The 25,992-nt window shown below is 39.8% G+C and carries 18 protein-coding genes and 2 pseudogenes; 17 read left to right on the plus strand and 3 right to left on the minus strand.

All coding sequences use genetic code 11. From position 1 onward, the window contains the following. The first annotated feature begins 16 nt into the window (after positions 1-16). From ACQ4KW_RS10345 to ACQ4KW_RS10370, 6 genes are all read left to right on the plus strand, one after another. On the plus strand, positions 17-880 hold the full coding sequence (locus ACQ4KW_RS10345) for a MurR/RpiR family transcriptional regulator (protein WP_430886465.1): 864 nt from the start codon (positions 17-19) through the stop codon (positions 878-880). Between the two features lie 229 nt (positions 881-1,109). Further along, positions 1,110-1,763 (plus strand): (d)CMP kinase, encoded by a 654-nt coding sequence (gene cmk / locus ACQ4KW_RS10350; RefSeq protein WP_430886466.1) that lies wholly within the window; start codon positions 1,110-1,112, stop codon positions 1,761-1,763. Next, positions 1,763-2,365, plus strand: a complete 603-nt coding sequence (locus ACQ4KW_RS10355; RefSeq protein ID WP_430886467.1) for a lysophospholipid acyltransferase family protein — start codon at positions 1,763-1,765, stop codon at positions 2,363-2,365. Before cmk ends, ACQ4KW_RS10355 begins: the two co-directional genes overlap by 1 nt. Further along, positions 2,362-3,192, plus strand: a complete 831-nt coding sequence (gene ispH / locus ACQ4KW_RS10360) for a 4-hydroxy-3-methylbut-2-enyl diphosphate reductase (protein WP_430886468.1) — start codon at positions 2,362-2,364, stop codon at positions 3,190-3,192. Before ACQ4KW_RS10355 ends, ispH begins: the two co-directional genes overlap by 4 nt. 130 nt (positions 3,193-3,322) lie before the next feature. Beyond that, the gene (gene rpsA / locus ACQ4KW_RS10365) at positions 3,323-4,399 is read left to right on the plus strand and encodes a 30S ribosomal protein S1 (protein WP_430886469.1); all 1,077 of its coding nucleotides are present in this window, start codon (positions 3,323-3,325) and stop codon (positions 4,397-4,399) included. Positions 4,400-4,590: 191 nt separating this feature from the next. Then, entirely contained in the window at positions 4,591-5,367 is a 777-nt protein-coding gene (locus tag ACQ4KW_RS10370) for a CheR family methyltransferase (protein ID WP_430886470.1), read from the plus strand. Between the two features lie 376 nt (positions 5,368-5,743). On the opposite strand, the gene ACQ4KW_RS10375 is transcribed toward ACQ4KW_RS10370, so the two are convergent. Beyond that, the gene (locus ACQ4KW_RS10375; RefSeq protein WP_430886471.1) at positions 5,744-5,920 is read right to left on the minus strand and encodes a YjfB family protein; all 177 of its coding nucleotides are present in this window, start codon (positions 5,918-5,920) and stop codon (positions 5,744-5,746) included. 124 nt (positions 5,921-6,044) lie between these two features. Between ACQ4KW_RS10375 and ACQ4KW_RS10380 the strand changes: the two genes are divergently transcribed. The 8 genes and pseudogenes from ACQ4KW_RS10380 (at position 6,045) to ACQ4KW_RS10415 (ending at position 15,619) form a co-directional block, all read left to right on the plus strand. Then, the gene (locus ACQ4KW_RS10380; protein ID WP_430886472.1) at positions 6,045-6,917 is read left to right on the plus strand and encodes a LysR family transcriptional regulator; all 873 of its coding nucleotides are present in this window, start codon (positions 6,045-6,047) and stop codon (positions 6,915-6,917) included. A 265-nt stretch (positions 6,918-7,182) separates the two neighbouring features. Further along, complete coding sequence (gene miaB, locus ACQ4KW_RS10385) at positions 7,183-8,523, plus strand: tRNA (N6-isopentenyl adenosine(37)-C2)-methylthiotransferase MiaB (RefSeq protein WP_430886565.1); 1,341 nt, start codon at positions 7,183-7,185, stop codon at positions 8,521-8,523. Positions 8,524-8,652: 129 nt separating this feature from the next. Beyond that, positions 8,653-11,392 (plus strand): annotated as a pseudogene (gene mutS / locus ACQ4KW_RS10390) (DNA mismatch repair protein MutS). A gap of 10 nt (positions 11,393-11,402) precedes the next feature. Further along, positions 11,403-11,738: an ATP-binding protein gene (locus ACQ4KW_RS10395; protein WP_430886473.1), complete on the plus strand. Its 336-nt coding sequence runs from the start codon at positions 11,403-11,405 to the stop codon at positions 11,736-11,738. Next, positions 11,726-13,645 carry a DNA mismatch repair endonuclease MutL gene (gene mutL / locus ACQ4KW_RS10400; protein WP_430886474.1) on the plus strand — a complete coding sequence of 640 codons (1,920 nt, stop codon included), beginning with the start codon at positions 11,726-11,728 and terminating at the stop codon, positions 13,643-13,645. Before ACQ4KW_RS10395 ends, mutL begins: the two co-directional genes overlap by 13 nt. A gap of 2 nt (positions 13,646-13,647) precedes the next feature. Beyond that, a complete protein-coding gene (gene miaA / locus ACQ4KW_RS10405; protein WP_430886475.1) occupies positions 13,648-14,586 on the plus strand; it encodes a tRNA (adenosine(37)-N6)-dimethylallyltransferase MiaA in 939 nt (312 codons plus the stop codon). Between the two features lie 10 nt (positions 14,587-14,596). Beyond that, positions 14,597-14,851 (plus strand): RNA chaperone Hfq, encoded by a 255-nt coding sequence (gene hfq, locus ACQ4KW_RS10410; protein ID WP_430886476.1) that lies wholly within the window; start codon positions 14,597-14,599, stop codon positions 14,849-14,851. A gap of 48 nt (positions 14,852-14,899) precedes the next feature. Then, entirely contained in the window at positions 14,900-15,619 is a 720-nt protein-coding gene (locus ACQ4KW_RS10415) for a response regulator transcription factor (protein ID WP_430886477.1), read from the plus strand. Positions 15,620-15,753: 134 nt separating this feature from the next. On the opposite strand, the gene ACQ4KW_RS10420 is transcribed toward ACQ4KW_RS10415, so the two are convergent. After that, on the minus strand, positions 15,754-17,493 hold the full coding sequence (locus ACQ4KW_RS10420; protein WP_430886478.1) for a sensor histidine kinase: 1,740 nt from the start codon (positions 17,491-17,493) through the stop codon (positions 15,754-15,756). A 167-nt stretch (positions 17,494-17,660) separates the two neighbouring features. Between ACQ4KW_RS10420 and ACQ4KW_RS10425 the strand changes: the two are divergent. Then, positions 17,661-18,580: pseudogene (locus ACQ4KW_RS10425) on the plus strand (DUF2156 domain-containing protein). A 63-nt stretch (positions 18,581-18,643) separates the two neighbouring features. Then, a complete protein-coding gene (locus ACQ4KW_RS10430) occupies positions 18,644-21,622 on the plus strand; it encodes an MFS transporter (RefSeq protein ID WP_430886479.1) in 2,979 nt (992 codons plus the stop codon). A gap of 264 nt (positions 21,623-21,886) precedes the next feature. Here ACQ4KW_RS10430 and ACQ4KW_RS10435 read toward each other — a convergent pair whose 3' ends face one another. Further along, positions 21,887-23,038, minus strand: coding sequence for a LysM peptidoglycan-binding domain-containing protein (locus tag ACQ4KW_RS10435; protein WP_430886480.1), 1,152 nt, complete (start codon positions 23,036-23,038; stop codon positions 21,887-21,889). Between the two features lie 135 nt (positions 23,039-23,173). Between ACQ4KW_RS10435 and ACQ4KW_RS10440 the strand changes: the two genes are divergently transcribed. Then, positions 23,174-25,990 (plus strand): adenylate/guanylate cyclase domain-containing protein, encoded by a 2,817-nt coding sequence (locus tag ACQ4KW_RS10440; RefSeq protein ID WP_430886481.1) that lies wholly within the window; start codon positions 23,174-23,176, stop codon positions 25,988-25,990. The last annotated feature ends 2 nt before the right edge of the window (positions 25,991-25,992 follow it).

Genomic DNA, 25,992 nt, shown 5'->3' on the forward strand with positions numbered 1-25,992 from the left:
CAAGGAGCTATGCATAATGACGGATCCGAATAACGATTTGCTAAAGCGTATTGAAGGCAATTACTTCAAACTCAGCAAGGGACAAAAGCGTATTGCTGACTACATTTTCCAAAACTATGACAAAGTTGCATTTATGACAGCGTCAACCCTAGGAGACATTGTAGGCGTCTCTGAGTCAACTGTTGTTAGATTTGCCAATGCTCTTGGATATGATGGATACCCGAAGCTGCAAAAAGGGCTTCAGGAATCAATTAAAACCAAGCTGACAACGGTACAGCGTTTCGAAATGTCGAAAGACCTCGATATTGAGGAGAGTACACTCAAAAAAATCATGAACTCGGATATTGATAATATTCGAAAGACTCTTGAGATGATTGAAGAACAAACGATTCAAAAGATTGTCAGTTCTATTCATGACTCTAAAAAAGTATTTGTAATCGGTAACAGAAGTTCTTCAGTGATCGCAAACTACCTGGGTTTTTATCTCAACTTCATCGTTGATGATGTGCATGTTATACCTGCGGGACCCAATGAGGCGTTTGACCAACTGATAAATATTTCAGAAGAGGATTCACTTATCGTGATTTCTTTCCCAAGATATTCAAAAAAGACTTTTGATGTCGTGAATTTTGCTAAAAGTCAAGGTGCAACCATTATTGGACTGACTGATTCAGCCATGTCTCCACTCTCACCGATGGTGGACCACTGTCTGTTTGCGAAATACAACATGAATACTTTTATAGACTCGCTGGTCGCTCCAATGAGCTTGATTAATGCGCTCATAATTGCGCTTAGTATTAATGAGAAGGATCGCGTTGAGGAAAAGTTCCAAAAACTCGAAACAATTTGGGACGAATATAAGGTCTACAACCCTAAATAATCTTTAAATGAGCCTGTGTTTACTTGAATGTAGACACAGGCTTTCAGATTGCAAAACGACATATATGTTGCATAGAACTTGTTAAGTGGAGCGAATTAGTTTATAATTTGGTTTGGCAATTGAGCAAATTTCACGCTTGCCAGAAACATATTTCTGTAAGTGGATATATGCCAAGTTGCAATGAGTCTATGCCACTTTATGATGGCATTCATATAATGGAGGTTAGGGAATGCAAATTGCAGTAGACGGACCAGCGGGATCCGGAAAAAGCACAATTGCAAAATTGATTGCTAAAAGAAAAAATATTACTTACTTAGACACGGGTGCCATGTACAGAGCTGTTACTTTAAAAGTTCTTGATCTTGGTATCGCTTTTGATGATGAAGAAGCTATTAAAGCCATGCTTAAAGACATAAAAATTGGATTTAAAGGCAATAACCTTCTTCTTAATGAAGTGGATGTCAGTGAAGAAATAAGACAGCAGCGTATTAATGACAATGTTTCAGCTGTAGCGGCACTGGGCTTTGTCAGAAAAGATATGGTGCGTAGACAAAAAGAAATTGCCTCTAACCAGTCTATAATAATGGACGGTAGAGATATAGGGACAAAAGTGCTACCAAGCGCGGAAGTCAAAATATATCTAACGGCTTCTATAGAAGAACGGGCAGAAAGACGCTACAAGGAAATGAAAGAAAAAGGCATTAAGGTGTCCTTTGAAGAGATATGTGAATCCATTGCTGAAAGAGATAGACTGGATATGACCCGGACGGAGTCCCCGCTTGTAAAAGCAGACGATGCTGTGGAAATTGACACAACAGGTATCTCTATAAATGAAGTGGTTGACCTTGTTATAAAAGAAATGGATAAGGTTGGGGTTTGTTAATGAGGTATATAATCAAATTCATTATAAAACTTTATTATATTGTTTTTTTCAGGGTAGAAGTGAGGGGCATAGAAAACTGGAATACTGGTGAGGCCAAGGTGGTATGTTCCAATCACATTAGTCAACATGACCCAGTTGTTATTGGCTCCTATATTCCTGAAATGATTCGTTTTATGGCAAAGCACACTTTATTTAAACACTGGTATGCAGATAAGTTTTTAAGGTATGCAGGTGGCTTTCCTGTCAATAGAGATGTGAATGATCTAGGCGCTGTAAAGACGGCTCTGAAAGCCTTAAAAGGCGGAGAGAGTGTTCTTATATTTGCAGAGGGCACACGCAATATGACTAAAAAACCACTGGAGGCCAAAGCAGGTGCAGCTATGATTGCAGCTAAATCAAAGGTGCCAATACAGCCTGTAACTGTGGATTCCACATATAAACTTTTTTCAAAAATAATTATAACGATACATCCTGTTGTAGATCTTTCGCAGTACTATGGACAAAGACTCAGCAATGAAGCCTATCAAGAGATTGCTCAAGGAATAATAAATGACATTTATAAAGATGTTACCTTGTATTATACGAAAGAGGGACTTCAATGAAAATAGAGGTTGCAACCCATGCTGGTTTCTGTTATGGTGTAGAGCGAGCCATAAATATTACAAAAGAAGCGAATGAATCTGAGAATAAAATATACACTTATGGACCACTGATTCACAATGCCCAGGTTGTTGAAAAACTTGAAGCAGAAGGTATTAGAGCAGTAGATAATATAAACCATGCAAACGATGGAAAACTCATTGTAAGATCACATGGTGCGTCTGAATCAGTTTTCATCGAAGCAGATGAGAAGAAGATCGATATTATTGATGCAACTTGTCCATTTGTAAAAAAAATTCAAGATAAAGTTCGTGATTATTACGATAATGGTTATGGTATAATAATTATTGGTGACAAAAAACATCCTGAAGTTATAGGCATTAATGGTTGGTGCAAAAATTCTGCCATGATTGTTAATTCACTCGAGGATGCTAAAAATATTAAAGACAATGGTCCAACATGTATGGTCGTACAGACCACGTTCCGCTATGAAATATACGAAGAGATATTAAAAGTGGCTCAAGCTAAAATAAAAGATCTCGTCGCTTTCAATACGATATGCGCGGCAACGTCTAAACGTCAAACTGCAGCACTGGATTTGGCCCGACGCGTTGATGCTATGATCGTAATAGGCGGTAAACACAGTTCAAACACCGTCAAGCTCGCACAAATATGTGAGCAAGTTTGCAAAAAAACCTATCATATTCAAACTTATTTAGATTTAAGGGTGACTGAACTCGAAAAATGTGATAGTATAGGAATAACGGCTGGTGCGTCGACACCTAATTGGATTATTGATGAAATTATTAATAAATTGGAAGAAGCTTAGGCGGATTCCACCCGGACCATTGGTCCAGAGGACCACTAGTCCACAATGAATGAGCGGTTTTATCCTGACCAATCATTCATAAAAGAAAATCGAAGGCGAGGTAAAGAGGATGGAAAATAATAACACTACAATGCAAGAAATGCTAGACATGATGGAGGATTCTTTTAAGATTCCTAGAAAAGGCGATGTTCTTAAGGGCAAAGTCGTTCAAGTGAACAAGGACGAGGTCGTTGTTAACATTGGCTATAAATCAGACGGTATCGTTCCTCTGAGAGAAGTATCTAGTGACCCAAATGCTGATGTGATCAGCACAATCGAAGAAGATCAAGAAATTGATGTTTACGTTATGCGTTCAGATGATGGCGAAGGTAACGTACTACTTTCAATGAAGCGCGTTTCTATGTTCAAGGACTGGGACGAGCTTGAAGAAATCATGGCTAAAGAAGAAAATGTTGAAGTTCGTACTTCAGAAGCAGTTAAGGGCGGCGTTGTCGCTTACTACAAAGAAGTTCGTGGTTTCATTCCAGCTTCTCACCTAGCTATCGGTTACGTTAAAGACCTTAACGAATTCGTTGGTAAGACTCTAGAAGTTAAAATCATTGAATTCAACAAGGGCAAGAAAAAGATTGTATTCTCAAGAAAAGCAATCGAAGAAGTTTCACTAAGAGCTAAGAAGGCTGAACTTTGGGCTAAAATCGAAGTTGGTCAAATTATGCAAGGTGAAGTTAAGCGTATTACAAACTTCGGTGTATTCGTAGACATCGGCGGCGTTGACGGTCTAGTTCACATTTCTGAACTATCTTGGGGTCGCGTAAAGTCTCCTAAAGAAATCGTTAAGGTTGGCGACATGGTTGACGTTAAGATTCTTAGCGCAGACAAAGAAACTGAAAAAGTTTCTCTATCTATGAAGCAAGTTAAAGCTGATCCGTGGACAACATTCGCAGATCGTTACGAAGTTGAAGGCGTTTACGAGTCAAAGGTTGTAAACCTAACTGACTTTGGTGCTTTCGTTGAGCTAGAGCCAGGCGTTGAAGGTCTTGTTCACATCTCTCAAATTTCACACAAGCGTGTTGAAAAGCCATCTGACGAACTTAAAGTTGGCGATGTAAGAGAAGTTAAGATCCTTGAAGCAGACGCTGAAGCTAAGAAGCTTAAGCTTTCTATGAAGGAAGTTGCAGAAGCTCCAGCTGAAGAAGACGCTGAGTAATAATTAATATATAAAAACATCAAGAGAGACTGCTCTATGGCAGTCTCTTTTTTTATGCAAAGTGAAGTCATTCCAGGGAAAAAGGATTATATTGGTGGAAATTTGATTTTTCTTTATTAATATCTGTAGAACGGGTATAATAGGTGTAATAGGGTGTTGCCTATATCAGACTTTATAAGGAGTTGTCCCAAATGGAAGGTTATGAAAAGTTTAAAGAGCAAATTTTTAGATTGACAGGATTAGATTTATCGCTTTATAAAGAGCGTCAAATGAAAAGACGAATTGAGTCACTCATTAAACGTCATCAAATAGATTCTTACGAAGACTATTTCAAGGTTTTAAAAAGTGATAAAGCTATATTTGATGAATTTATAAATTACCTTACAATTAACGTATCTGAGTTTTTTAGAAACCCTGGTCAGTGGGATATATTAATTCAAACAGTTATTCCAGAACTTATGAAGGGAAAAAGAAAGCTTAAGGTATGGAGTGCAGCTTGCTCAACAGGAGAAGAACCATATACTCTTGTCATGGCTTTAAGTCGAGTGATACCACTTTCTGAAATAAAAATTCTAGCGGTGGATATTGACAAAGAAGCCATAAACAAAGCAAAATCAGGTGTATATTCTAAGAAAAGCATTGAGAATGTGCCAGATGATTTTAAAAAGAAATATTTTGAGCCTATTGGAAATAGCTTCAAAATATCAGATGACATAAAGAAGTGTGTGGAGTTCAAGCATTTTAACTTACTTAAAGATAAGTATCCAAAAGACTATGATTTGATTGTATGTAGAAATGTTATGATCTATTTCACGGAAGAAGCTAAAGAGGAAATGTATCATAACTTTAACTCAGCGCTGGTTGAAAATGGCGTGCTGTTTGTAGGAAGTACGGAACAGATCATTCTACCTCAGAGGTATAATTTTAAAGCCCTAAAGACTTTCTTCTATCAGAAAGAAACAAAATAGTCAAGACCTAAAAGTGTGTTTTTAAATCAAAAAACACACTTTTTTATATAAAAATCACAATTTGCCCATAGTGGTTTGAAATTCAGTTATTCCAAGGGTTTAGCCTATGTATCAAAGGTATGAAACATCGCGCGACTTAATATAGTGAATAAATAAAGCTTTGGATAACTTATGGCCTCGTCACGAGGGTGAATAGTGTCCCGGGTCAAGACCTTTATAACACTACAGATCAGAAAATGTGGGAGAAATCAAGAGAAAATATCGTAAAAATTTAAAATAGGAATATAGTATTATGGGAATATTCTGAAAAATAATTTACAGATGCATTCCCAAATGAAATTAGGGTCATAAAAAAACTGTGAAGCATATAAGAGCTTCACAGTTTTAAATCGATATTGCCACCTTTGTGTGGTTGCACACTTTGTTGCAGCATTCTAGTCATTTCTGTGGCTTGAGTTTCAGCTGAGTCCATAGCAAGTTTTGCCACTTTAACACTCACAGCTTGTGCCAACTTCATTTGACTAAGTCCTGTTGAAATTGCGGAAATATCCATATAGGCCTCCTTTCAAAAAACGTCGACCTAATAGGTATATCGGCAACTTTTGCAAAAGACTTTAGAAGTTTTTTTGTAGAATGTTATAATAGGTTTAATCAAATAAATTCAAGGAGGAGGACTTGTGGACATACAAATGTACGAAACATTTCTTGAACTGTCGAAAACCCTGAATTTCAGACAAGCCAGCAAAAATTTAGATGTGGCTCAGTCAACGGTTTCGAATCGAATTCAGGCTTTAGAAGAAGTTTATAATTCTGAACTTTTTGATAGATCGAATAAAAAAGTTTCCTTAACCCCAGTTGGTCAAATGGTGCAGCCATATGCCGCTCGAATTGTAAAATTACACAAGGAGGCTTTGAGAGTGACCGGTCATGCTACCACGCCTATGAAAGGATTGCGCTTAGGTATAGATTTAGGATTACAAACACCTTTCATTCTAGACTTAACAAGGGACTTTGCCAGCTTAAACCCAGACATGGCACTATCCATTTCTAGAGACAGTTCAAAATCTATTTTGAGTGGTGTTTTGGATGGCATATTAGATTTAGGTTTTGTTTATAACAAAGCTAATGGTTTACCACTTGAGTTCATTCCTTTTGAAAAGGATGCGTTTGTATTTGCAGTGGATAAGAACACAGAGTTGGCACAGAACACTATACATAAAAATCACATCTTAGAGTTTGACCTAGTAGGGTTCGATTATGGGGCTCGTTTTGAACATTGGTTGGGCAAGTACATACCACCTCACTACAGTTACAATATAGAAATAACTGGTGGCGGAAATCCTGTAGACCATATAGCTGGCCAGGGGCGGGCTGGTTTTGTTCTTCAATCAGATATTGAGCGAAGCAAATACAGGGACAAGGTAAAACTTGTAAATATTGAGGGCACTCAAATGCCATATTTTCAAAGTTATATTATATACAATCCCTCGGGGATAAACATATCAAATATCATGAAATTTTTAGACCTTTTAAGCCGACAAAAAAAGTAGGGATTATAATTTAGGGCATATAGCGTAACTCTATCACTTATGTTATAATAAATTTTGCTGTACACTGGTATATGATTAAAATAATAGCAAGAATTTTATATAGACCTGTGCGAATTTGTAAAATGAAATCTTGTACGGGATAATGCAAGGAATCTGAAAGCAGGAGGCAAGAAAAGTGAGTAGAGTAGAACGTAAAGAGCCAGCCACAGAAATGATTTTGAAAAATCAGGCTGTCATGAATCAAGTACGATCAAGAAACGACGAAATGATCGAGTCATTGGGGCGTAAGTTAAAGGCCCATATTATAACATACGGCTGTCAAATGAATGAGCACGATTCAGAAAAATTACATGCCATGCTAAAAAATATGGGATATGAAATATCACCCTTTAAAGAGGACGTTGATCTGATTATATTTAACACTTGCTGTGTTCGAGAGAATGCTGAGCTCAAAGTTTTTGGAAATCTAGGTCAATTGAAACCCGTTAAGGCCAAGAATCCAGATATGGTGATTGCAGTTTGCGGTTGTATGATGCAACAGCCTCATATAGTTGAGGAAATCAAAAAGAAATACGCCCATGTGGATGTTGTTTTTGGTACGCATAACCTTCACAATTTCCCGACCCTTTTAAATGAGTCATTTGATCAAAAAAATATACTTGTAGAAGTGTGGGACCATGAAGGTGAAGTCATTGAAGGGTTAGAAGCAGACAGAAAATACGGTTTGAAGGCATTTGTTAATGTCATGTACGGATGTAACAATTTCTGTACTTACTGCATTGTCCCTTATACAAGAGGACGTGAAAGAAGCCGAGAGCCCCAGGCTATTTTAGATGAGATTAAAGAACTCGTCTCAAAAGGGGTAAAGGAAATCACCCTGCTGGGTCAAAATGTGAATTCGTATGGCAAAACGCTTGAAGACAGCATAGATTTTGCAGATTTAATCCGAATGGTGAATAAGGTTGACGGGGTTGAACGTATTCGATTCATGACGTCTCATCCAAAAGATATTTCGGATCGTTTAATTGATGCCATCGCCGAATGCGAACATGCCTGCGAACATGTTCATCTGCCAGTACAAGCAGGGAGCAACGCGCTTTTAAAGCGAATGAACAGAAAATACACACGAGAACACTACCTGAACATAGTGAATAAGATAAAAGAAAAAATTCCTGGTGTGACCCTGTCAACAGACATGATCGTTGGATTCCCAGGGGAGACAGATGAAGAGTTTTCTGAAACCATGGATCTGATTAAGACTGTTGGTTATGACTCCGCATTCACGTTTATCTATTCTGTAAGAAAAGGCACGCCAGCTGCTGAAATGGAAGATCAAATTGATGATAAAATTAAAAGTGAGCGCTTTAACGTTATGCTGACAGAAATCAACAAGATCATCAAAGAAAAAAATATCAATATGATTGGTCAAACGGTTGAGGTATTAGCAGAAGGACCTTCCGCACGTAATGAAGATGTGCTCATGGGACGTACAAGAGGACATCACACTGTGAACTTCCCAGGGGGACAAGAACATGTTGGAACCTTGGTACAAGTTAAAATTACTGAAGCAAGAGGTCATTCCCTTGTTGGAGTGATTGTTGAATAGTAAAAATAAAAGAGTCTATCCCAACAGAGGATGGACTCTTTTTTTCATTTTTGAATTCCTAGATAATCCCCAAATGTGCCCTAAAATTATGTTATAATTATAGTTCGAGAAGGTATTTAGGAGGCAGAAATGGCAAAGAACAAAGGCAAACTGACGCCTATGATGCAGCAGTATTTTGAAATCAAAAATAGATATGAAGATTATATACTTTTTTATAGACTGGGTGATTTTTACGAGATGTTTTTCGAAGACGCCATAGTGGCTTCTAGGGAACTTGAACTCACCCTGACGGGTCGTAATTGTGGCCTTGAAGAACGCGCCCCCCCTTTGTGGCATTCCCTATCATTCAGCGGAAGGCTATATGGGTCGACTCATTCAAAAAGGATTCAAAGTGGCGGTTTGCGAACAAATTGAAGATCCGGCAACAGCCAAAGGCATCGTTAAACGAGATGTTGTCCGCATTATCACACCGGGGACTGTTATAGAACCAGGCTTACTTGATGACAAGACCAATAATTTCATCATGTCCGTTTATGACACGGACGAGGGCACTGGAATAGCATTTGCAGATATAACCACAGGTGACTTGAAAGCCACAGAATTTCCAGCAGGGACGGACTACCATAAAATCACGGACGAAATTCTTAAAGTCGCTCCACGAGAAATCATAATGCCACAAGAAATTGGTATGCGTAAAATAGTTATGTCAACTATAGAAAAATATGATCAATTTATGCTTACCAATTATACTGATGCCGCATTCAAAGAAAGCAACGCTCATGAAACCATTAAGCGCATATTTAGTGTGTTTTCAGCGGACGGTCTTGGACTGGAATCGCCTGCTATTGTTTCAGCTCTGGGCGGTTTAATGGGCTATATTGAAGAAACGCAGAAGGTACCCCTTGTCCATTTAGACCATGTGGATGTTTATCAACCAGAGCACTTTATGGTCTTAGACAAGTTTACAAGAAGAAATCTTGAACTCACAGAAACCATGCGTGGCAAGGATAAAAAAGGGTCACTTCTATGGGTTCTAGACAAAACAGCCACATCTATGGGGGCAAGAACCATACGAAGATGGATCGAAGAACCCCTTTTAAGCAAGGATAAAATCATAGAAAGACAAGATGCTGTCGAGGCCCTTGTGGAGGATATTGTCTTTAGAGACGAACTCAAGGAAAAACTAAGGGAGATATATGACCTTGAAAGACTTTCCTCAAAACTCGTTTATAACAATATTAATGCAAGAGACATGATAGCTTTAAAATCTTCCATATCCGTTCTACCGGGTATTATTGATCTTCTTGAAGCCGAGCCTGCAGGCGCCTTAAAAACGCTTCTTGACCAAATAGATCCCCTGAGTGACTTATACGAGCTTTTAGACCAGGCTGTTATGGAAGAACCTCCAATCAGCTTGCGTGAAGGCGGTATTATAAAATCGGGCTACAACGCAGAAGTGGCAGAGCTTCGTGACGCTGTGGTTAACGGCAAGAACTGGATTATGAACATTGAAACAAGGGAACGGGAAAGAACAGGGATTAAAACGCTTAAAATTGGCTTTAACAAGGTGTTTGGCTACTATATAGATGTTACGCGCGCCAATAGCCACCTTGTGCCAGAGGACTATGAGAGAAAGCAGACGCTTGCCAACTCAGAGCGTTATATAACACCAGAACTTAAAGAGATTGAAACCAAGGTCCTTGGGGCTGAAGAAAAAATAGTTGGCTTAGAGTATAAACTTTTTACAGAGCTTCGTGAAAAAATACTGGATCATGTGTCGCGCATCCAGAAAACGGCTAAGGCCATATCAGCTCTTGACGCCCTTCAATCGTTTGCTCTTGTGAGTTCAAGAAACAATTATACAAGACCTGTTGTAACGGATGGGGGAGAGATTGCCATTCGAGAAGGCCGTCATCCTGTGGTTGAAAGAATTGCTGAGAGTGAGCTCTTTGTGCCCAATAACTCCCACCTTGACCATGACGAAAATCAGTTTTACATTATTACTGGTCCCAACATGGCTGGTAAGTCTACGTATTTGCGCCAGGTGGCCCTCATTACCCTAATGGCACAAATAGGTTGCTATGTCCCTGCTGAATTCGCTGAAATAGGCATCGTGGACAGGATTTTCACTCGCGTTGGGGCATCGGATGACCTGTCTCAGGGGCAGTCTACCTTTATGGTGGAAATGTCAGAACTGGCCAACATCCTGCATAATGCCACTTCAAAGTCCCTCATCATTTTAGATGAGATTGGGCGAGGAACCTCCACGTATGACGGTCTTTCCATTGCATGGGCCGTTGTGGATTATCTGACAGAAAAGGGTGGCGTTGAAGCAAAGACCATGTTTGCGACACACTATCATGAGTTAACGGAGTTAGAAGGCCGTTTTCATGGTGTGAAAAACTTCTGTATTTCCGTAAAAGAAGTTGGTGATGACATCGTCTTTCTTCACAAAATCATCCGTGGAGGTGCCAACCAGAGTTATGGTATTCAAGTTGCAAAACTGGCAGGTGTTCCATATGCCGTAATTGAAAAGGCAAAGAACATACTTGAGAAGCTGGAAGAGAGCGATATAAATAGGAATGTTTCCAATTTGACCTCAGACCATGATTTAGGCTCCAGTGACAGAGTGGTTTATGAAAAGGGAAGTTTAGAACATAGTAAAGCTAAGGTGCCTAAAGACAGAGCAAACGATGAGAGTCATCAAGAGGTTCATGAGGAAGAGATCCAATTGTCTCTATTTCCTGAAAAATGCTCTGAAGGCAATGAAGTGATTGAAGCCCTCAAAAATACAGATGTTATGGGAATGACCCCAATGGATGCTATGAATCTTGTTTATGAACTGGTTCAAAAAGCGAAAAAACTGTAGGTGATAGATGATGAGAAGAATTCACAAGTTACAACCCAATATTTCCAATAAAATTGCAGCGGGGGAAGTTGTTGAAAGACCAGCAGCGGTTGTGAAGGAGCTCGTTGAAAACGCTATTGATGCTGGTGCAAGCAAGATCACCATTGAAATTAAAAAGGCTGGGAAGGCCTTAATACGTGTTACGGATAATGGTGGGGGGATTGACGCTGAAGATGTTGATCTAGCCTTTGAGCGCCACGCCACAAGTAAAATTGAAACGGTCGATGATATTTACAAGGTTGCCACTCTAGGCTTTAGGGGGAGGCCCTTGCCAGTATCAGTGCGGTTTCAAATATGGATGTTATAACCAGACAGGCCACGAAAGAGACGGGGATTAAACTGTCTATGTCCGGGGGACGAAAACTTTCAAATGAGGAAACAGGTTGTCCAGTAGGAACGACTATGGTTGTCAAAGACTTGTTCTTTAATACCCCAGCCCGCTTAAAATTTCTAAAATCAGACAATGCAGAGGTCACTGCTATCAGTGACATTGTCAATAAATTGGCCCTATCCCATAGTGAAATCGGTTTTCGCTATATTGTTAATGACAAAAATATGTTTACAACACCGGGAAAAGGGGATCTCTTCAAAGCCATATATGCTGTTTACGATAAGGAAATGACACGGAATCTGATTCCTATAGATAAAACTGAAAACGGACTGACCATAAAGGGCTTTATGACCAATCTCCAGTATACAAGAGGCAATAGGAGTATGCAAAACTTCTTTGTAAATGGACGATACGTTAAATCATCTCTTCTTATGGATGGTCTTTCAATGGCCTATAGAACCATGTTGACACCCGGTCGTTTTCCAGCGTGTTTTATAATGGTGGATATTGATCACACCAAGGTAGATGTGAATATTCACCCAGCCAAGACAGAGATCAAATTTCATCAAGAAGGCATAGTCAAGCAAATCATGTACACCGCAGTACGTGAAACCCTACTATCATATAATCAGACACCTGTGGTTTCATTAAGTGATGACAAGCTTTTTAAAAAAGTTGTCATGGATGAAGGGAAAGCATCTGATAAAACCAACAAAGATGATGTGCCTGTCTTGTACAATACGCCAAAAAAAACAGACAATGGTCTTATTGAGAAAAAAGTTGAAGACATCAGGCGACATCCGGTGTATGAATCTAAGGTCAAGTCTGAATCAGGGCATGAAAAACAGGTTCAAGCACAAACGCAAATGAATAGTGGTGTGAAATCTGAAAGTGAATCGGTCCATGATCAAGCGCTGGAGAAAGGTTCTCTTGACCAAGGGTCAAATAGCACAAGCGGTGGACAAGCCTATGCGCCTAAGAAAGACAACCCTCAAGAGACTCATGTTCATGGCGAGACCACATTGAATAAGGAAGATGAGACGGTAAAAGAAAGAAAACAGGACGGACACTATAATAAATCAGTGACGTATACGCCTGCAAATTCAGGTTTAAGGGCACCAAGTCCTTCGATTGCTGAGAATTCAGGATTCAGTTATAAAGATATAGCCCCTGATCTATCAGCACTTTCAGAAAATGCCCTCACAGTTAAAGACCCCTTTATTCGTGAAGACAAAAGGGCAGAAACAAACCTTGAAGATATTGCCGTTACCCGTGACCTTGTAGGCCATAAGGCAGAAATTTATGAGGACCTACGCTATATTGGGCAAATCTTTATGACCTATCTAATATTTGAAAAAAGTGGGCGAATGTACTTGATTGACCAACATGCAGCCCATGAAAAAATACTTTATGAAAGCTTGCTTGACCAGTATAGACGGTCAGCCCTAGATAGACAGATTTTACTGGATCCGATATTAATTGAAATGTCCTATAGTGAACATGGATCGGTCATGTCAAATATGAAGGCTTATGAATCCCTAGGTCTTGCTATAGATGACTTTGGTGGCAATACCATAGTTATACGTGAAATACCAGCCCTTCTCGGTCGAGATGGTGCGCATGCCCTATTTAGGAAGGCGACTGACAGGTTGGCCTCCAGTGACACAACTGGTCTTGAAGCGACCAGTGAAAAACTTGAAAAAATAATGCAGGAATCCTGCAAAACGGCAATCAAGGCCCATGATCATATGGCAGATATGGAAGTGGAAACACTCACAAAACAATTGTCAGAGTTAAGTGATCCATACACGTGCCCTCATGGGAGACCAATAATTATATCGATTACAAAATCTGAAATTGAGAAGAAGTTTAAAAGGACATAGTTATGGATAACAAAACAGTACTTATAATAGGTGGACCAACTGCAGTGGGTAAGACAGCCACATCTATTGAAATGGCAAAGCGATTTGGTGGGGAAGTGGTATCGGCAGATTCCATGCAAATCTATAAGCACATGGATATTGGCAGTGCCAAACCGACAGCGCAAGAGATGGGGGATGTGCCCCATCATTTAATTGATTTTCTTGACCCAAAAGAAGCATATAGTGTTTCCGATTTTCAAAAGGACGCTTTTGAGAAGATTGACGATATACTCAGTAGAGGAAAACTACCAATAGTCGTTGGAGGAACGGGACTTTACCTCAATGCCCTCCTTTTCAAAATGGATTTTTCCGAAACTGTTGGTGATCCAGAGTTCAGAGAAGAAATGCGCCGACAGGCCATGGAAAAGGGTTCAGAGTATGTACACAGCCTGCTCAAAGACCTTGATCCCGAAGCGGCTCAGAGAATCCACCACAACAATATGAAGCGCGTGATCCGGGCCCTTGAAATATGTAAGGTTACGGGGGGGACTTCAAAAGACTTTGCCACTGACCCAGTTCCAAATGACAAATATAACTTTATTTTTGTCGCTTTAACAGGCAATCGTAAGAAGCTATATGCACGCATAAATAAACGAGTGGATATAATGCTTGAGATGGGTCTTCTTGAAGAAGTGAAAAATTTAAAAAATATGGGATTAACCGATTGTCACCAATCTATGAAGGGTATAGGCTATAAGGAAGTGCTGGCCTATCTCGATAACAGATATGACTACGACACCATGGTAAGCATCATTAAGCAAAGTTCTAGAAGATATGCAAAAAGACAACTCACTTGGTTAAGACGATACGACAACCTTCAATGGTTTGATATTGATAAGCTTGGTGGTTTAGAGCAACTTCTGGATCATATAGATAACTATATAAAAGAGAAGAAAGCATAGGAGGGGTTATATGAAATCAGCACTTAACCTGCAAGACATTTTTTTGAATCACTGTCGAAAGGATCACACACCAATTACTATTTTCCTTGTGAGTGGTTACCAGATCAAGGGATATGTAAAAGGGTTTGATAGCTACACAATTGTTATGGATAGTGACGGCAAGCAACAAATGATATACAAACATGCTATCTCGACAATTATTCCATCACGTCCTGTTAACTTTAACATGAATAAAGAAAACGGAAACAGCGGCGGGGAAAAGTAGGCGATTAAACTGTATGTGCTGGTGATTGTTTAACAACGGGAGGCGCGTATGACAAGCACAAGTAAAATTCTCATGATAGAGGACGAACAGGAAATTTACGATCTTACAAAACTCTATTTTGACAAAGAAAATTTGGAGTTAGACCATGTTTCAGATGGCAATTCTGCCATTCGTTATATCACAACCCATAAGCCTGACCTAGTGCTTCTTGATGTGGGCTTGCCTGATATTTCAGGCTTTGATGTCATACATAAAATCAAGGAGATTAGTGACGTGCCAGTTATTTTTCTGACATCGAAAAAGCGGGTTCAAGATCAAATTAATGGCCTTCGTTCAGGGGCGGAAGACTATATACTAAAGCCTTTCCATCCACAACTTCTAACAGAGAAGGTGCGGGTTCATTTGAGGCGCCATGAAGAAAAAAAGCACACTTCATCAAGTGCCGTAATAAAATACAATCACATTACCATTGATCATGAAAATCAGTCTGTCCATATAGGCCGGGTAAAAGTCCCTCTGACTCAAACGGAGTTTCAAATTTTATCAATACTGGCTGAACAGCCGGGCATGTATTTTACGTCCGATGCCATTTACGAGAAGTTATGGTTTGAAAATTCTATGGGTGACACAAGGGGTGTGCTGGTGCACATCAGCAATTTGAGGAAGAAACTACATAAAATAGAGCCCAACAAAGCCTTTATAATGACAAAAAGAAACCACGGGTATAAGTTCAACGAGCACCTGTGTGAAAATTCAAGTCAAAATTAGATTATTATAAAATATATTGCTTGAAAATAGTGAACGACCGCCTTTTGGCGGTCGTTTTTATGTGGTCGTTTTTATAATGAAAATATACATTATGTAGATTCCAAAATGAAACATCTTAAGAAATGAGAACGTCATTAAGCTTCAACTTTGACTGGTAAGCTAAATGAAAACTGCGACCCGCGGCCCAAGTGACTGTCAACCCATATTTGTCCACCTAAGGTCTCTATAGTTTCCCTGCAAAAATGAAGACCCAGCCCCTTGCCTTCTTCCTTACGACCGCTTACACGGAAATAGGGTTCAAAGATGTGAATCTGATCTTGAGCAGAAATTCCACACCCTTGATCAAGGACACTAAATACAATAAAATTATTGGAACTTCTGTAGGAAATATGCACCTTTGAGTGACTTGGTGAATACTTTAAAGCATTTGAAACCAAATTATCTATAACCTGGGTAACTGGCAGCAAAGTGGCAACTAAAAAAACTTCATCCACGGATTTGTTTCTGTGAATATGGACCCTGTTATCTGTGTATGCATATGCCATTTCACAGTAGCTAGCGATATGATCAACATTTGTTTGAACGGGCTTCATAAGATCCGTTGGAGAATTGCCATCCTCTTCGTCAAGATCAAGTTCATCCACAATACAACCGATGGACTCAATTTTTTTAAGCATGGTGTCAAGCATGCCTTTATTAATGTCAATATGCCCATCCTTAACAGCTTCAACACTCATTTTCAAAATGGAGACAGCGTTTCTTATTTCATGGGAGGCGGTGTCAATTTTTTTATTCATGAGAGACCTGTAAAAATCAATAGCCCCCACTGAAAGTCTAGTACTTGATTCCGCTTGTTTAAAGACTTCAAGCTCGTAATTGGCTGTTGCGAGGTCATCTATTAGTAATTTAGACATTTTCTTGTGATGAAGCCCTTGCTCTTGAATGCGTTGCCTAAGTATGCCTTGAGTTTTTTGCATAGATTCTCTGGTTTGCTGACTTAAATGTAGGCTGTAAAGGCTAAGGACCTGGACGTTTATCCAAAGCAGAAAAGGATCAGAGCCCTGCATGTCATTTAATTGCTTCATAACATCATCTAATAAACTTTGAAAATGTTCAGGACTATGGGCGCAAACTTCACGAATTAAGTTCATGGATGTGCGTGCATACCCACCGGCATATTGAAGGGCGCTGAATAAGCGTCGAGCTTTTTCATAAAGATTAAGGGCATACTTGCCAGCGCCAAGAAAACTGTCGACTTCGCCCAGTTCCAATAAGCACCGACCGTGAAGCCAAGCGATACCGTTTTTATCTGAAAGTCGACAGGCTTTTGATAGGTATTGTCTGGAAAGTATGTAGTCGCCGTTTAGTTTTGAAACAGAAGACAGCTGCATAAGTGATATAACAATAAGCTCAACAGAGTCTGTAAGAAGCGAAAGCTTATGGGCATTTTTTGCCATGTCATAAGCCAGATGAATTTGCTGGTTTTTCATAAAATGCTGGCAATGTCTTAAATAAATTCTAGCGGCTTGATCGGGCGTTAGTCCCAGAACTTTGTCGCTTTCTAAGGCTTCCAGCCATACAAAAGATGTCTTGTGATCCATGATATATTCAAATAAATCAGATATATAAAGACGTATTTCGAACTTGTCTGTTGGAGATCCCTCCTTCATTAAGACAAGATAATAAGACACGATTTGTTCCGATGATACAGGTATGTAATCCAGTAATAAAGCTGCTCTTGCATAAGCCAGCATCATTCTGGCATTTTGCAGGTTGCTAAGTGGCGCAAGGTGATTTGATGCATTTAAATACACCTCGACGGTTTCACAAGTTTTATTTGGATGCCTATATATGTTTAAATGATCAAGTGCCATAGAAAATCCCCTTTCCCCTCTTGGTGAAATATACCCAAATTTTAGTCTTTCAATGGATATTTTATGTAAAAAAAATACTGAATCTAAAGCTATATAAATTTTTCGTGTTGAAAATCGTCAATTTGAAGGTGTTGGGTATAGTTAGTATAAGGGTGGGAGGGACTTTAATGATTGATTGGAAGGTCGTGGACATTGGGGACAAGGCTATTTTTGACTTGTATTATAAGACCTATGAGTCAGAAGTATCAGATTACAGTTTTACGCAACTGCTTCTATGGGCAGAGGCTTATGACATTAAATACGCAGTAATAGATGGTTTTCTTGTTGTGCATCTACAAGCGCCCCATGAGACTGTGCCCTATATTCACATGCCCGTTGGCAGGGGGGATTTAGGACGTGTCATTGAAAAGGTGAAAGATGATTTTGAAGAACATGGTGAAATTATGACAATAAGAAGCATAACACGACTTCAGTACATCCAGCTAAAAAAGCAGGTTGATTATAAAATGAAGTTCAAGCTTCTCAGAGACCAATATGAGTATGTCTATCCAAGTCATGATTTGTCCAAACTCAACACAAAAAACTGAGACGCAAGTTGGACATGTACAAGAGTTTTCAAAGAAACCATGACACAAGCGTTCATAGACTAAGTGAGATTGATGCCAAGGCTATTTTGGAAATGTTGGATGATTGGTATGGCAACATGACTGAAAGTGATATTTTGAATGCCGAAAAAGAAGGCATAAAAAAAGTCCTTAAGTATTTGAGTGAACTGGACTGTATAGGTTGCGTCATAAAGTCAAAGGACAAACCAATCGCTTTTTCGATTGGCGAGGCCCTAACAGATAATATGTTTTTGGTTTTAATAGAAAAAGCCATTAGAGACTACAAAGGGGCCTATGTGGCACTTATAAAAGAGTTTGCCCATATGTATGGTAAGGATTATGCCTTCACCAACCGGGAAGAAGACTTGGGGATTCCTGGACTTAGAAAGTCTAAACTGCTTTATAGACCCTGTCGATTCGTCGAAAAGGGTGTGGCCTATTTTTCAGACCACAGCGTATCGAAGAGAAAGTTGTCAGAATAATTCATGCGTACAATAGACCTGTTAAAGAGAGACCAAGGAGCAGGTGAAAAAGGAGGAATCCGTGTGAAAAAATCAATTCGATTTGGTCTTTATGCACTTTTAATCGTTGCAGCATCATCTTTTTTAATACAAATGTTCTCATATTTTAGGACCAATCCGTCAGAGAATATTGAACCACTGTATCCTTCTTACCATGCTACAGATACAAGGGGTCAATATATTATTGATGACTCCAACAAGCGTATTCTTGGAGCCAAGGATGGTCATGTGGAGTTTATACTTCATGGCGGTAAAAGAGGGGTGCAGAATTTCTATTTTGCAACTGAGGTTTTACCTGTCAAAGATCACATATATGTTATGAGTCACAGGTGGGACGCAACTGGATCTTATATTGAATACGAGTCAATTTTAAAATATGACAGACAGGGCAAGTATATAGACACGCCATATATGCTCAACCATGACAGAGAAGACATTCTTGTGCCAACATTAATGGGTCTGACATGGGCTGAAGAAGGTCTGTCATTCTTTGAAATCATAGACGATACCATAATTTACTACAAGGATCCTCAAGATGGCAGGGCGGATCTAATAAGTGAGACATGGCTTGAAAACTCAAGTTTTCTGGTTCAGGACATCACATACTATAAAAACGAAAACTATGCCGTGACCACCCGCGATGGCTATATCATGGAGGTCTCTCCTGAGGGGGAAACCAAAATCATTTTTGATGGTTCAGACATGAACCTTGATGAGAAATATGTCTTGCCATGGTCCCTTGAGTACAGTGAAGGAATCATTTACTTTACAAACCTTGGAGATGGCAGTGTTCGAAAGTTAATGGAGGATGGTCATGTAGAAGTGGTTATGACCCATGAGCTTTTATTAGAAAGCGGGATTGACGACCGTCAAGAAACCTATTACAACATATCACTTTCACCTGACGGTCACATGGGTGTTTCCAACTTTTTTGATGCTATAGAAATCATACCAAGTCAAGGTGCATATCAATATACGAGTCACTCGGAATATATTCCAAGTGGGAAGGTGGGACTGAGTGCCTGGGTAAACTGGATCGCTATTGTGGTCTTGTTCAGTACCATTGCCATGGCTCTTGTAGATACCTATGTCAATATAATGGACAGAAAACTTCCTGCAATCCTCCCTAAAGTGGCTGCCATAGTTGTCATTATATCAATAACAGCCTATTTGGTGGGCAACATGTCTATTGATAACTTTTATAGCTTGTATTCAGATGAAGTGAGTCGAAACCTTAAACTGAGTTCACAGAATTTGTCTAAGGTCATAGACGGTGATGCCGTCGGTCGCATTGAGTCTCCGAAAGACTACTTGGGTGATGACTACAATTTGGTTTTCGAACAGCTTAATGAAGTTTTAAATTACAACTCAGATTTATGGAATGAAAACCTATACACTGCACTTTACAGAATAGAAGACGAACGTGTCTTTGGTCTTATGTACAATGATGGGGCTATGACACCATATTATCCATTTGATGCCTACACCAGTGATCCTGATTATGACTTCTTTAAAATTGCCAATGAGGGAGGCATTTCCAGCGACACTGAAATTGATAACGATGGAGAATGGCTCTTTTCCATGGCACCTGTGTACGATTCACAGGGAAACATTGTGGCTGTATTTGAAGTCGGCACCAATTTATACATTTTCCAAGAGAAAACGGCTGAAGTTATTAGAAATCTTCTAATTGACCTACTGACCCTAGTTATTGTCATTGTGCTTATGTCCGTTGAGTTTGCCTTCTTAAACCAACTCATTACTGATCGTAAGGAAAGGGAAAAGATGGCACCTCATGGAAAGTATTTGAATGATACGGATATGCCAATGGTTCGTCCCTTGTCATTCCTGATATTTATAACGGTTTATATGGCCTTGGCCTTTATACCACTTCTTGCCAAAGACCTGGCACGACCTCTTTGGGGTCTGGATCAGAGCCTGGTTATTGGTCTGCCAATTTCAGCCGAAGTTCTAGCAAGCGGGGTGACCATGCTCTTTGCTGGCTACTTTGCCCAGGCCAATGGGTGGAAAAAGACGTTTGTTATCGGTGCGGTAGTTGTGGCTATTGCAGCGGTTCTCACTGCCCTATCAAGTGACATACTCTACTTTGTGGGTATGCGGACACTTTCAGGCGTGGGAACGGGTTTTATGTTTATGGCACTACGGGGCTATGTTAATATTGGTTCCTCTACAGCAGTTAGAAATGAAGGCTTTGCGCAACTCACAGCTGGTGCTGTGGCAGGCATGAATGTTGGTGTTGTTATGGGTGCCAACTTGGCTGATAAAATCGGCATGCTCCCGGTGTTTTACGTGATGGCCGTATTTGCAGGCATCAGTTTTATATTTGTTGTGACGCAGATGAGGCTTCCTGAAAACATGCAAGCAGACCATGACCAAGAAAAATCCTCCATATCCGTCTTGCGTTTTTACATGAATCCAAAGGTCCTCTTGTTTTTTATAGCGGTTCTCATACCGGCTTATATTGCAGGCATGTATCTCGAGTACTTTTTCCCGGTTTATGCTGAAGAACAGGGTCTATCCACTTCTGTTATTGGTCTGGCCTTTACTCTATATGGGCTCATCATTGTCTACTTAGGGCCAGCATTTGCACAAATTGGGGAAAGAAAACTGGGCATAAAATCTGCGGCAGCCCTAGCAAGCTTGTTGACAGGACTTTCTTTATTAACCTTTGCGATAACGGGAAACCTAGTTGGGGCTCTCCTTGCTGTTGTTGTACTGGGAATGTCAGATGGTTTTGGAGAAGCAGCTTACAACAGCTATTTTCTTGAACTTGAGGCTGCACAGGCCATGGGTGAGTCGTCAGCATCTGGACATTTTGAGTTCGTTGGCAATATCGGTCGTATGATTGGACCTGTTGTTATTGCCATTATGCTGGGTCTTGGTGCTCAAAAGGGCATTGGCCTTATTGCAGTGGGGGTTCTGGCTCTCATGGTGGTCTTTGTCGTATTCTCAGGTTCTAGCAAGAAGAAGAGTCTTGAATAGTAGTCTTGAATAGTAGTCTTGAACAGTGTAAAAGGTTCTTTAATTAGATATATATATATATAGGAACTCAATATATAAAGTCTATTAATAAGTCTATATATAAAGAAAGATCAGTAATTTATAGGAAAAATCAATATTGGAAAAGCACAGATCAGTATTAAATTGTGACAGTTGTAAATAACATTTTTCAAATGGCTCAAAAAAACCTGCCAGGCAATAAGGACAAGTCCTAATGTGCCTTGGCAGGTTTTATTTTAAGTCTATTTACTGGGTCTCATTCAGCAGGCGTTCCAGTGGTGGTATTTCTAAACTCATACCAATAGGAATGAGGTCTGGATTTGGAATGTTATTGTATTTGGCCAGACGAGTGTAGTAATTTCCGTCTCCATAATACCGAAGTGAAATTCTAAAAAGATTGTCGCCAGGCTGGATAATGATGTTTTCTGTATCACCTAAATCAACCTCTGGTGTGTCAGCGCTGGTATCGTCACCAGAGTCTTGTTGTGTGTCCTCTTGAGGGCTCGGCTCATTTGGAAATATGAGGACATATGTTTCAGAGTCTGTATCACTATTTGATTGTTCAGCTTCAGAAACAAATAAGACATCACCAATACGTGTTTTATAAACCGTGTCTGAAATTGAAGGTTTTGTGTAAAAGAACCAGTAGAGTCCATAAACACCAACAAGAAGAAGGAGGGAAATAAGAAGGGCATGGCCCTGTACAAATGACCATATGGCTCTAACAAACTTCTCACCTTTTCGTTCTAAATCAGAATTATAATATGCTTTACGGGCATCTCGCAGGCCTTCAAGGGTTTCTAGGCATGTGGCGTAGTGACCAGATTTGACCTTGTTAGCAAAGGTCTGCAACTGCTTTGGAACATAATCTGACGCAAAGCACGATGTGATTAGGTTGTACATCATTTCATATAGTATGGCTTCATTGTTTGTGCTTGTATCTTGTGCAAAACCTTGGATGTCATGAATATAAAATAGAAGCCTTGGCATATCATTGGAATCCACTATGTACTTGTCTGGGAGCAAAAGTTGCATGAACAGGGCATAATCCAAAGCTTCAAACTGGCAAAGACCAGCTATGATACGTTCAATCAAGTCAAATGTACCATAAGGTTGAATACTCTCGCTATAAATGGAAAGGGGGGTGCCAAAATGAGCTGGTGCGTAAATGGTTAAGCCATTTTCCACGAGGGCCAGTTGAAGTTTAAGAGACTTTAGGGTGCCTTGGCTATGCTTTTCAAGACTTTGCATGATGAAAGGAATTTTCTTATGGTCCCGAACGAGGGTCACATATGCCGCCGGGTCAGGTCCATTTCGGCAAAGACCAGCAGACAGAGCTTTGGTATGGTGAACATATTCTTCAATTGTCAATTGATCAAATGCCATAGTCTGTCCCACTTTATTGACCTCCTAAGTTTCATATAATCGAGTCATTTTCTCCTTAGATTCATATCACCGAAAGCTTGATTATAAGCCGTTTTAAGGGAATCTTTAGAAATATTTATTTTAGGAAGGCCCTCAAGTGCCTATAAAATGAATGAAGCGCACAACATAGAAAAGACAGGTGATTGTATGAAGTGGAAAATTATAATACCAATAGTTTTAGCACTGGTTTTTTTCGGTGTATCAGCCCTAAACGACACGGAAGTGGAAGTTTCGGAAATTATGGACATTGCCCTCGATGAAGATGGCGATGTTTTTATACTGGAACGAACCACCCCAGAGCCCTTGTTGGGACTCATTAACATGCCTATCGAATGGCGTGTCATGAAGGTGGACCAAAATGGGAAAATTCTACTTGAGTACTTGTTTCCTGAAGACGCGGGTGGACGCTTCCAAGCCCATTCAAGACTTGAGATTTCAACAGATGGTGGCGTTTATGTGCACTCTGCTGAGTACAATGCTTCCAACTACTACTTAACCAAAGAATCCGTAGACTATTTGTCTTCTGATTTCAGCCAGTATTCTGTTGTTATGGCGTTTGATTACATAAAAGAAGGTCAGTCAGTCGAATATGAAAAAGTGCTCTCCATGAATGAACTGGAGGGTACTTTATATGTCTATAAAGCATCCAATGATGCCCATGAAAGCGCGCTTGTTTATGCCTATGATCCTGTTGCAAACAACAGCACTGAAATCTATGAAATCATACTTCAAGATGAAAGAAATATTGATGAACTGGTCATGATAGAATCGAGAAAGTATTTGTTTAGGACCATGACTGGAGAAGTTTTTATAACAGAAGGAGACGACACACCAACAAAAATATTCCCTATCAGCTCTATAGCTTTACCAGACAAGTTGAAATACAACGAAGAGGTCGGCGTTTATTATTATGATGCCATTCGGGATCAAATCATACAAATGGATCCTGAAACCCTTATTATTCGATTTAATCCTTTATATTATGACATTAAGAAGGATATTAGGGGAGATGCAGGTGTCAGTGGCATGTCCATGAATGAAAGTGGAGACATTGCGGTTTACACACAGAATGATGTGAACACAGGCGTCCAAGTTCTTGTGAATTTGAAGGGAAACAATATTTATATCAACCAGTTTATAAAGGGATGGGACGAAGTGCGGACCCTAGCCCTCAAGCGGTCTTTATACGGATTTGCACTAGGTTTGGTTTTGGTTATTTTTATCGAAAGCTATAAACGAATAACAGCCAAGAGAAAGCCAGTTTTGTACAAGTTTTCAGTCGTCTTTATACCCCTCATGCTGATTATGAGTTTTGTCCTTTGGAGACAATCGGATGAGATGTTTGGGCAAATGGCTGAAGATGATTTGTTTGCTGAACTCCATCACTTGGCCAGTCTTCAGGCCAATCAAATTGATGTGGATCTATTAAAGACCATTGACTCCCCCATGGATTACGGCAGTTCTGAATACGTTGCACTTGAGGAAGAAACCATTATTGATCTTTCTCACTTTAACACCTTGAGAACATCAGCCTATGAGAGATGGGTCTACGGACTGCTCTATAGAAAAATTGGCGACAGGCTTTATGTCGCAGTAAGTGATATTAAGACTATGTCTCCCGCAGAATATATCTACAATGATGAAGTTTATGCCCTATATGAGGAAGTCCTCGATAAAAATCATGTTGTTGTGGGTGAGCAGTCAACTATACAGGGCGATTGGCTTGTGGCTCTTGCTCCTATCCTGGATGCAGATGGAGAAATTGTCGGCATTTTAGAAATTGGCACAGGCAAGGAAACCTATGCTCAATATTTAAGAGAACAAAACAGAAGACTCCTCATGGTCAATCTGGGATCTGTTCTTGTTATATTGGTTGTGTTAATACTCTTTATCATGAAACTGTTAAAACCACTTCAAACCTTGACAGATTCAGTTTCAAGAGTTGCTCAAGGGGAATGGGGAACAGTGATTCATGTCACTTCCAACGATGAAATAGGGGTGCTGACAAAACTCTTTAATCAAATGTCTGTCTCCATTGCAGAGTATATAGACAACATGCAAAAGTTAAATGAGAAGTATTTCAAATTTGTTCCTCAAAAATTCTTCGACTTGCTTGGGAAAGAAAACATCCTTCAAGTGGAGTTGGGTGACCAAATTCAGCAGAGTATGGCCATTGTCTACATGAACCTAAGAGACTTTTTCAAAACATCTGCGGAAATGTCACCAGAGGAGAGTTTGAGTTATATCAATGAAGCTTACCGTATTTTTGGTAAAAGCATTACGGATGGTCAAGGCACAATTGGCGCCTTTAGGGATTCTGGGCAAGTGGGCATATTTGAGTCACTGGATAAGGCCCTCATAGCAGCCATTAGTGCAACAGAACAAATTCGAAAGGAAAATGGATCAAACGGTACGAATATGAACTCAGGCATATGTGTTCATGAAGGTTCTATTTTGATTGGTGTGGTGGGAGAAGAAAATAGGATGTCCACGGCAGTGATGTCAGACCAAGTCAATCATGCAGTGACCCTTGAAGCTTTTGCAGATGCCACAGATATTGGACTTGTTCTGTCTCAACCGGCCTATAACAACTTAATGAATCCAGACAGCTTTGAAATGCGGTTCTTAGGTCATGTGAAGCTTAAGGGGCAGGAAGATCCCGTGGGCATTTATGACGTCTATGAGTCTGATCCTCAAAGCATTCGCCAATTAAAGCAAGTCAGTAAAAATCACTTCGAGCAGGGGGTACATGCCTTTGAAGCCAATAATATCAATGAAGCGCGAAAGGCATTTATACGTGTTTTAAGAACCAATAGATATGACTCTGCCGCACATATGTATTTAATGAAATGTGAAGAAATTTTAGAAAACGACATCGAGATAGAAGACCTTGTTCTTATGGATCTATCCCAAGAAGCGCGGTAAAA

This window comes from Tianxiuia mixotrophica, assembly GCF_050596425.1.
In the GTDB taxonomy this organism is placed as follows: domain Bacteria; phylum Bacillota; class Clostridia; order Peptostreptococcales; family Acidaminobacteraceae.

Bases quoted from the DNA above. Each gene is read 5' to 3' on its own strand.
- ACQ4KW_RS10345 (WP_430886465.1), top strand. From the start codon at position 17: ATGACGGATCCGAATAACGATTTGCTAAAGCGTATTGAAGGCAATTAC.
- cmk (WP_430886466.1), top strand. From the start codon at position 1,110: ATGCAAATTGCAGTAGACGGACCAGCGGGATCCGGAAAAAGCACAATT.
- ACQ4KW_RS10355 (WP_430886467.1), top strand. From the start codon at position 1,763: ATGAGGTATATAATCAAATTCATTATAAAACTTTATTATATTGTTTTT.
- ispH (WP_430886468.1), top strand. From the start codon at position 2,362: ATGAAAATAGAGGTTGCAACCCATGCTGGTTTCTGTTATGGTGTAGAG.
- rpsA (WP_430886469.1), top strand. From the start codon at position 3,323: ATGCAAGAAATGCTAGACATGATGGAGGATTCTTTTAAGATTCCTAGA.
- ACQ4KW_RS10370 (WP_430886470.1), top strand. From the start codon at position 4,591: ATGGAAGGTTATGAAAAGTTTAAAGAGCAAATTTTTAGATTGACAGGA.
- ACQ4KW_RS10375 (WP_430886471.1), bottom strand. From the start codon at position 5,920: ATGGATATTTCCGCAATTTCAACAGGACTTAGTCAAATGAAGTTGGCA.
- miaB (WP_430886565.1), top strand. From the start codon at position 7,183: ATGATCGAGTCATTGGGGCGTAAGTTAAAGGCCCATATTATAACATAC.
- ACQ4KW_RS10395 (WP_430886473.1), top strand. From the start codon at position 11,403: ATGAGAAGAATTCACAAGTTACAACCCAATATTTCCAATAAAATTGCA.
- mutL (WP_430886474.1), top strand. From the start codon at position 11,726: ATGGATGTTATAACCAGACAGGCCACGAAAGAGACGGGGATTAAACTG.
- miaA (WP_430886475.1), top strand. From the start codon at position 13,648: ATGGATAACAAAACAGTACTTATAATAGGTGGACCAACTGCAGTGGGT.
- hfq (WP_430886476.1), top strand. From the start codon at position 14,597: ATGAAATCAGCACTTAACCTGCAAGACATTTTTTTGAATCACTGTCGA.
- ACQ4KW_RS10415 (WP_430886477.1), top strand. From the start codon at position 14,900: ATGACAAGCACAAGTAAAATTCTCATGATAGAGGACGAACAGGAAATT.
- ACQ4KW_RS10420 (WP_430886478.1), bottom strand. From the start codon at position 17,493: ATGGCACTTGATCATTTAAACATATATAGGCATCCAAATAAAACTTGT.
- ACQ4KW_RS10440 (WP_430886481.1), top strand. From the start codon at position 23,174: ATGAATGAAGCGCACAACATAGAAAAGACAGGTGATTGTATGAAGTGG.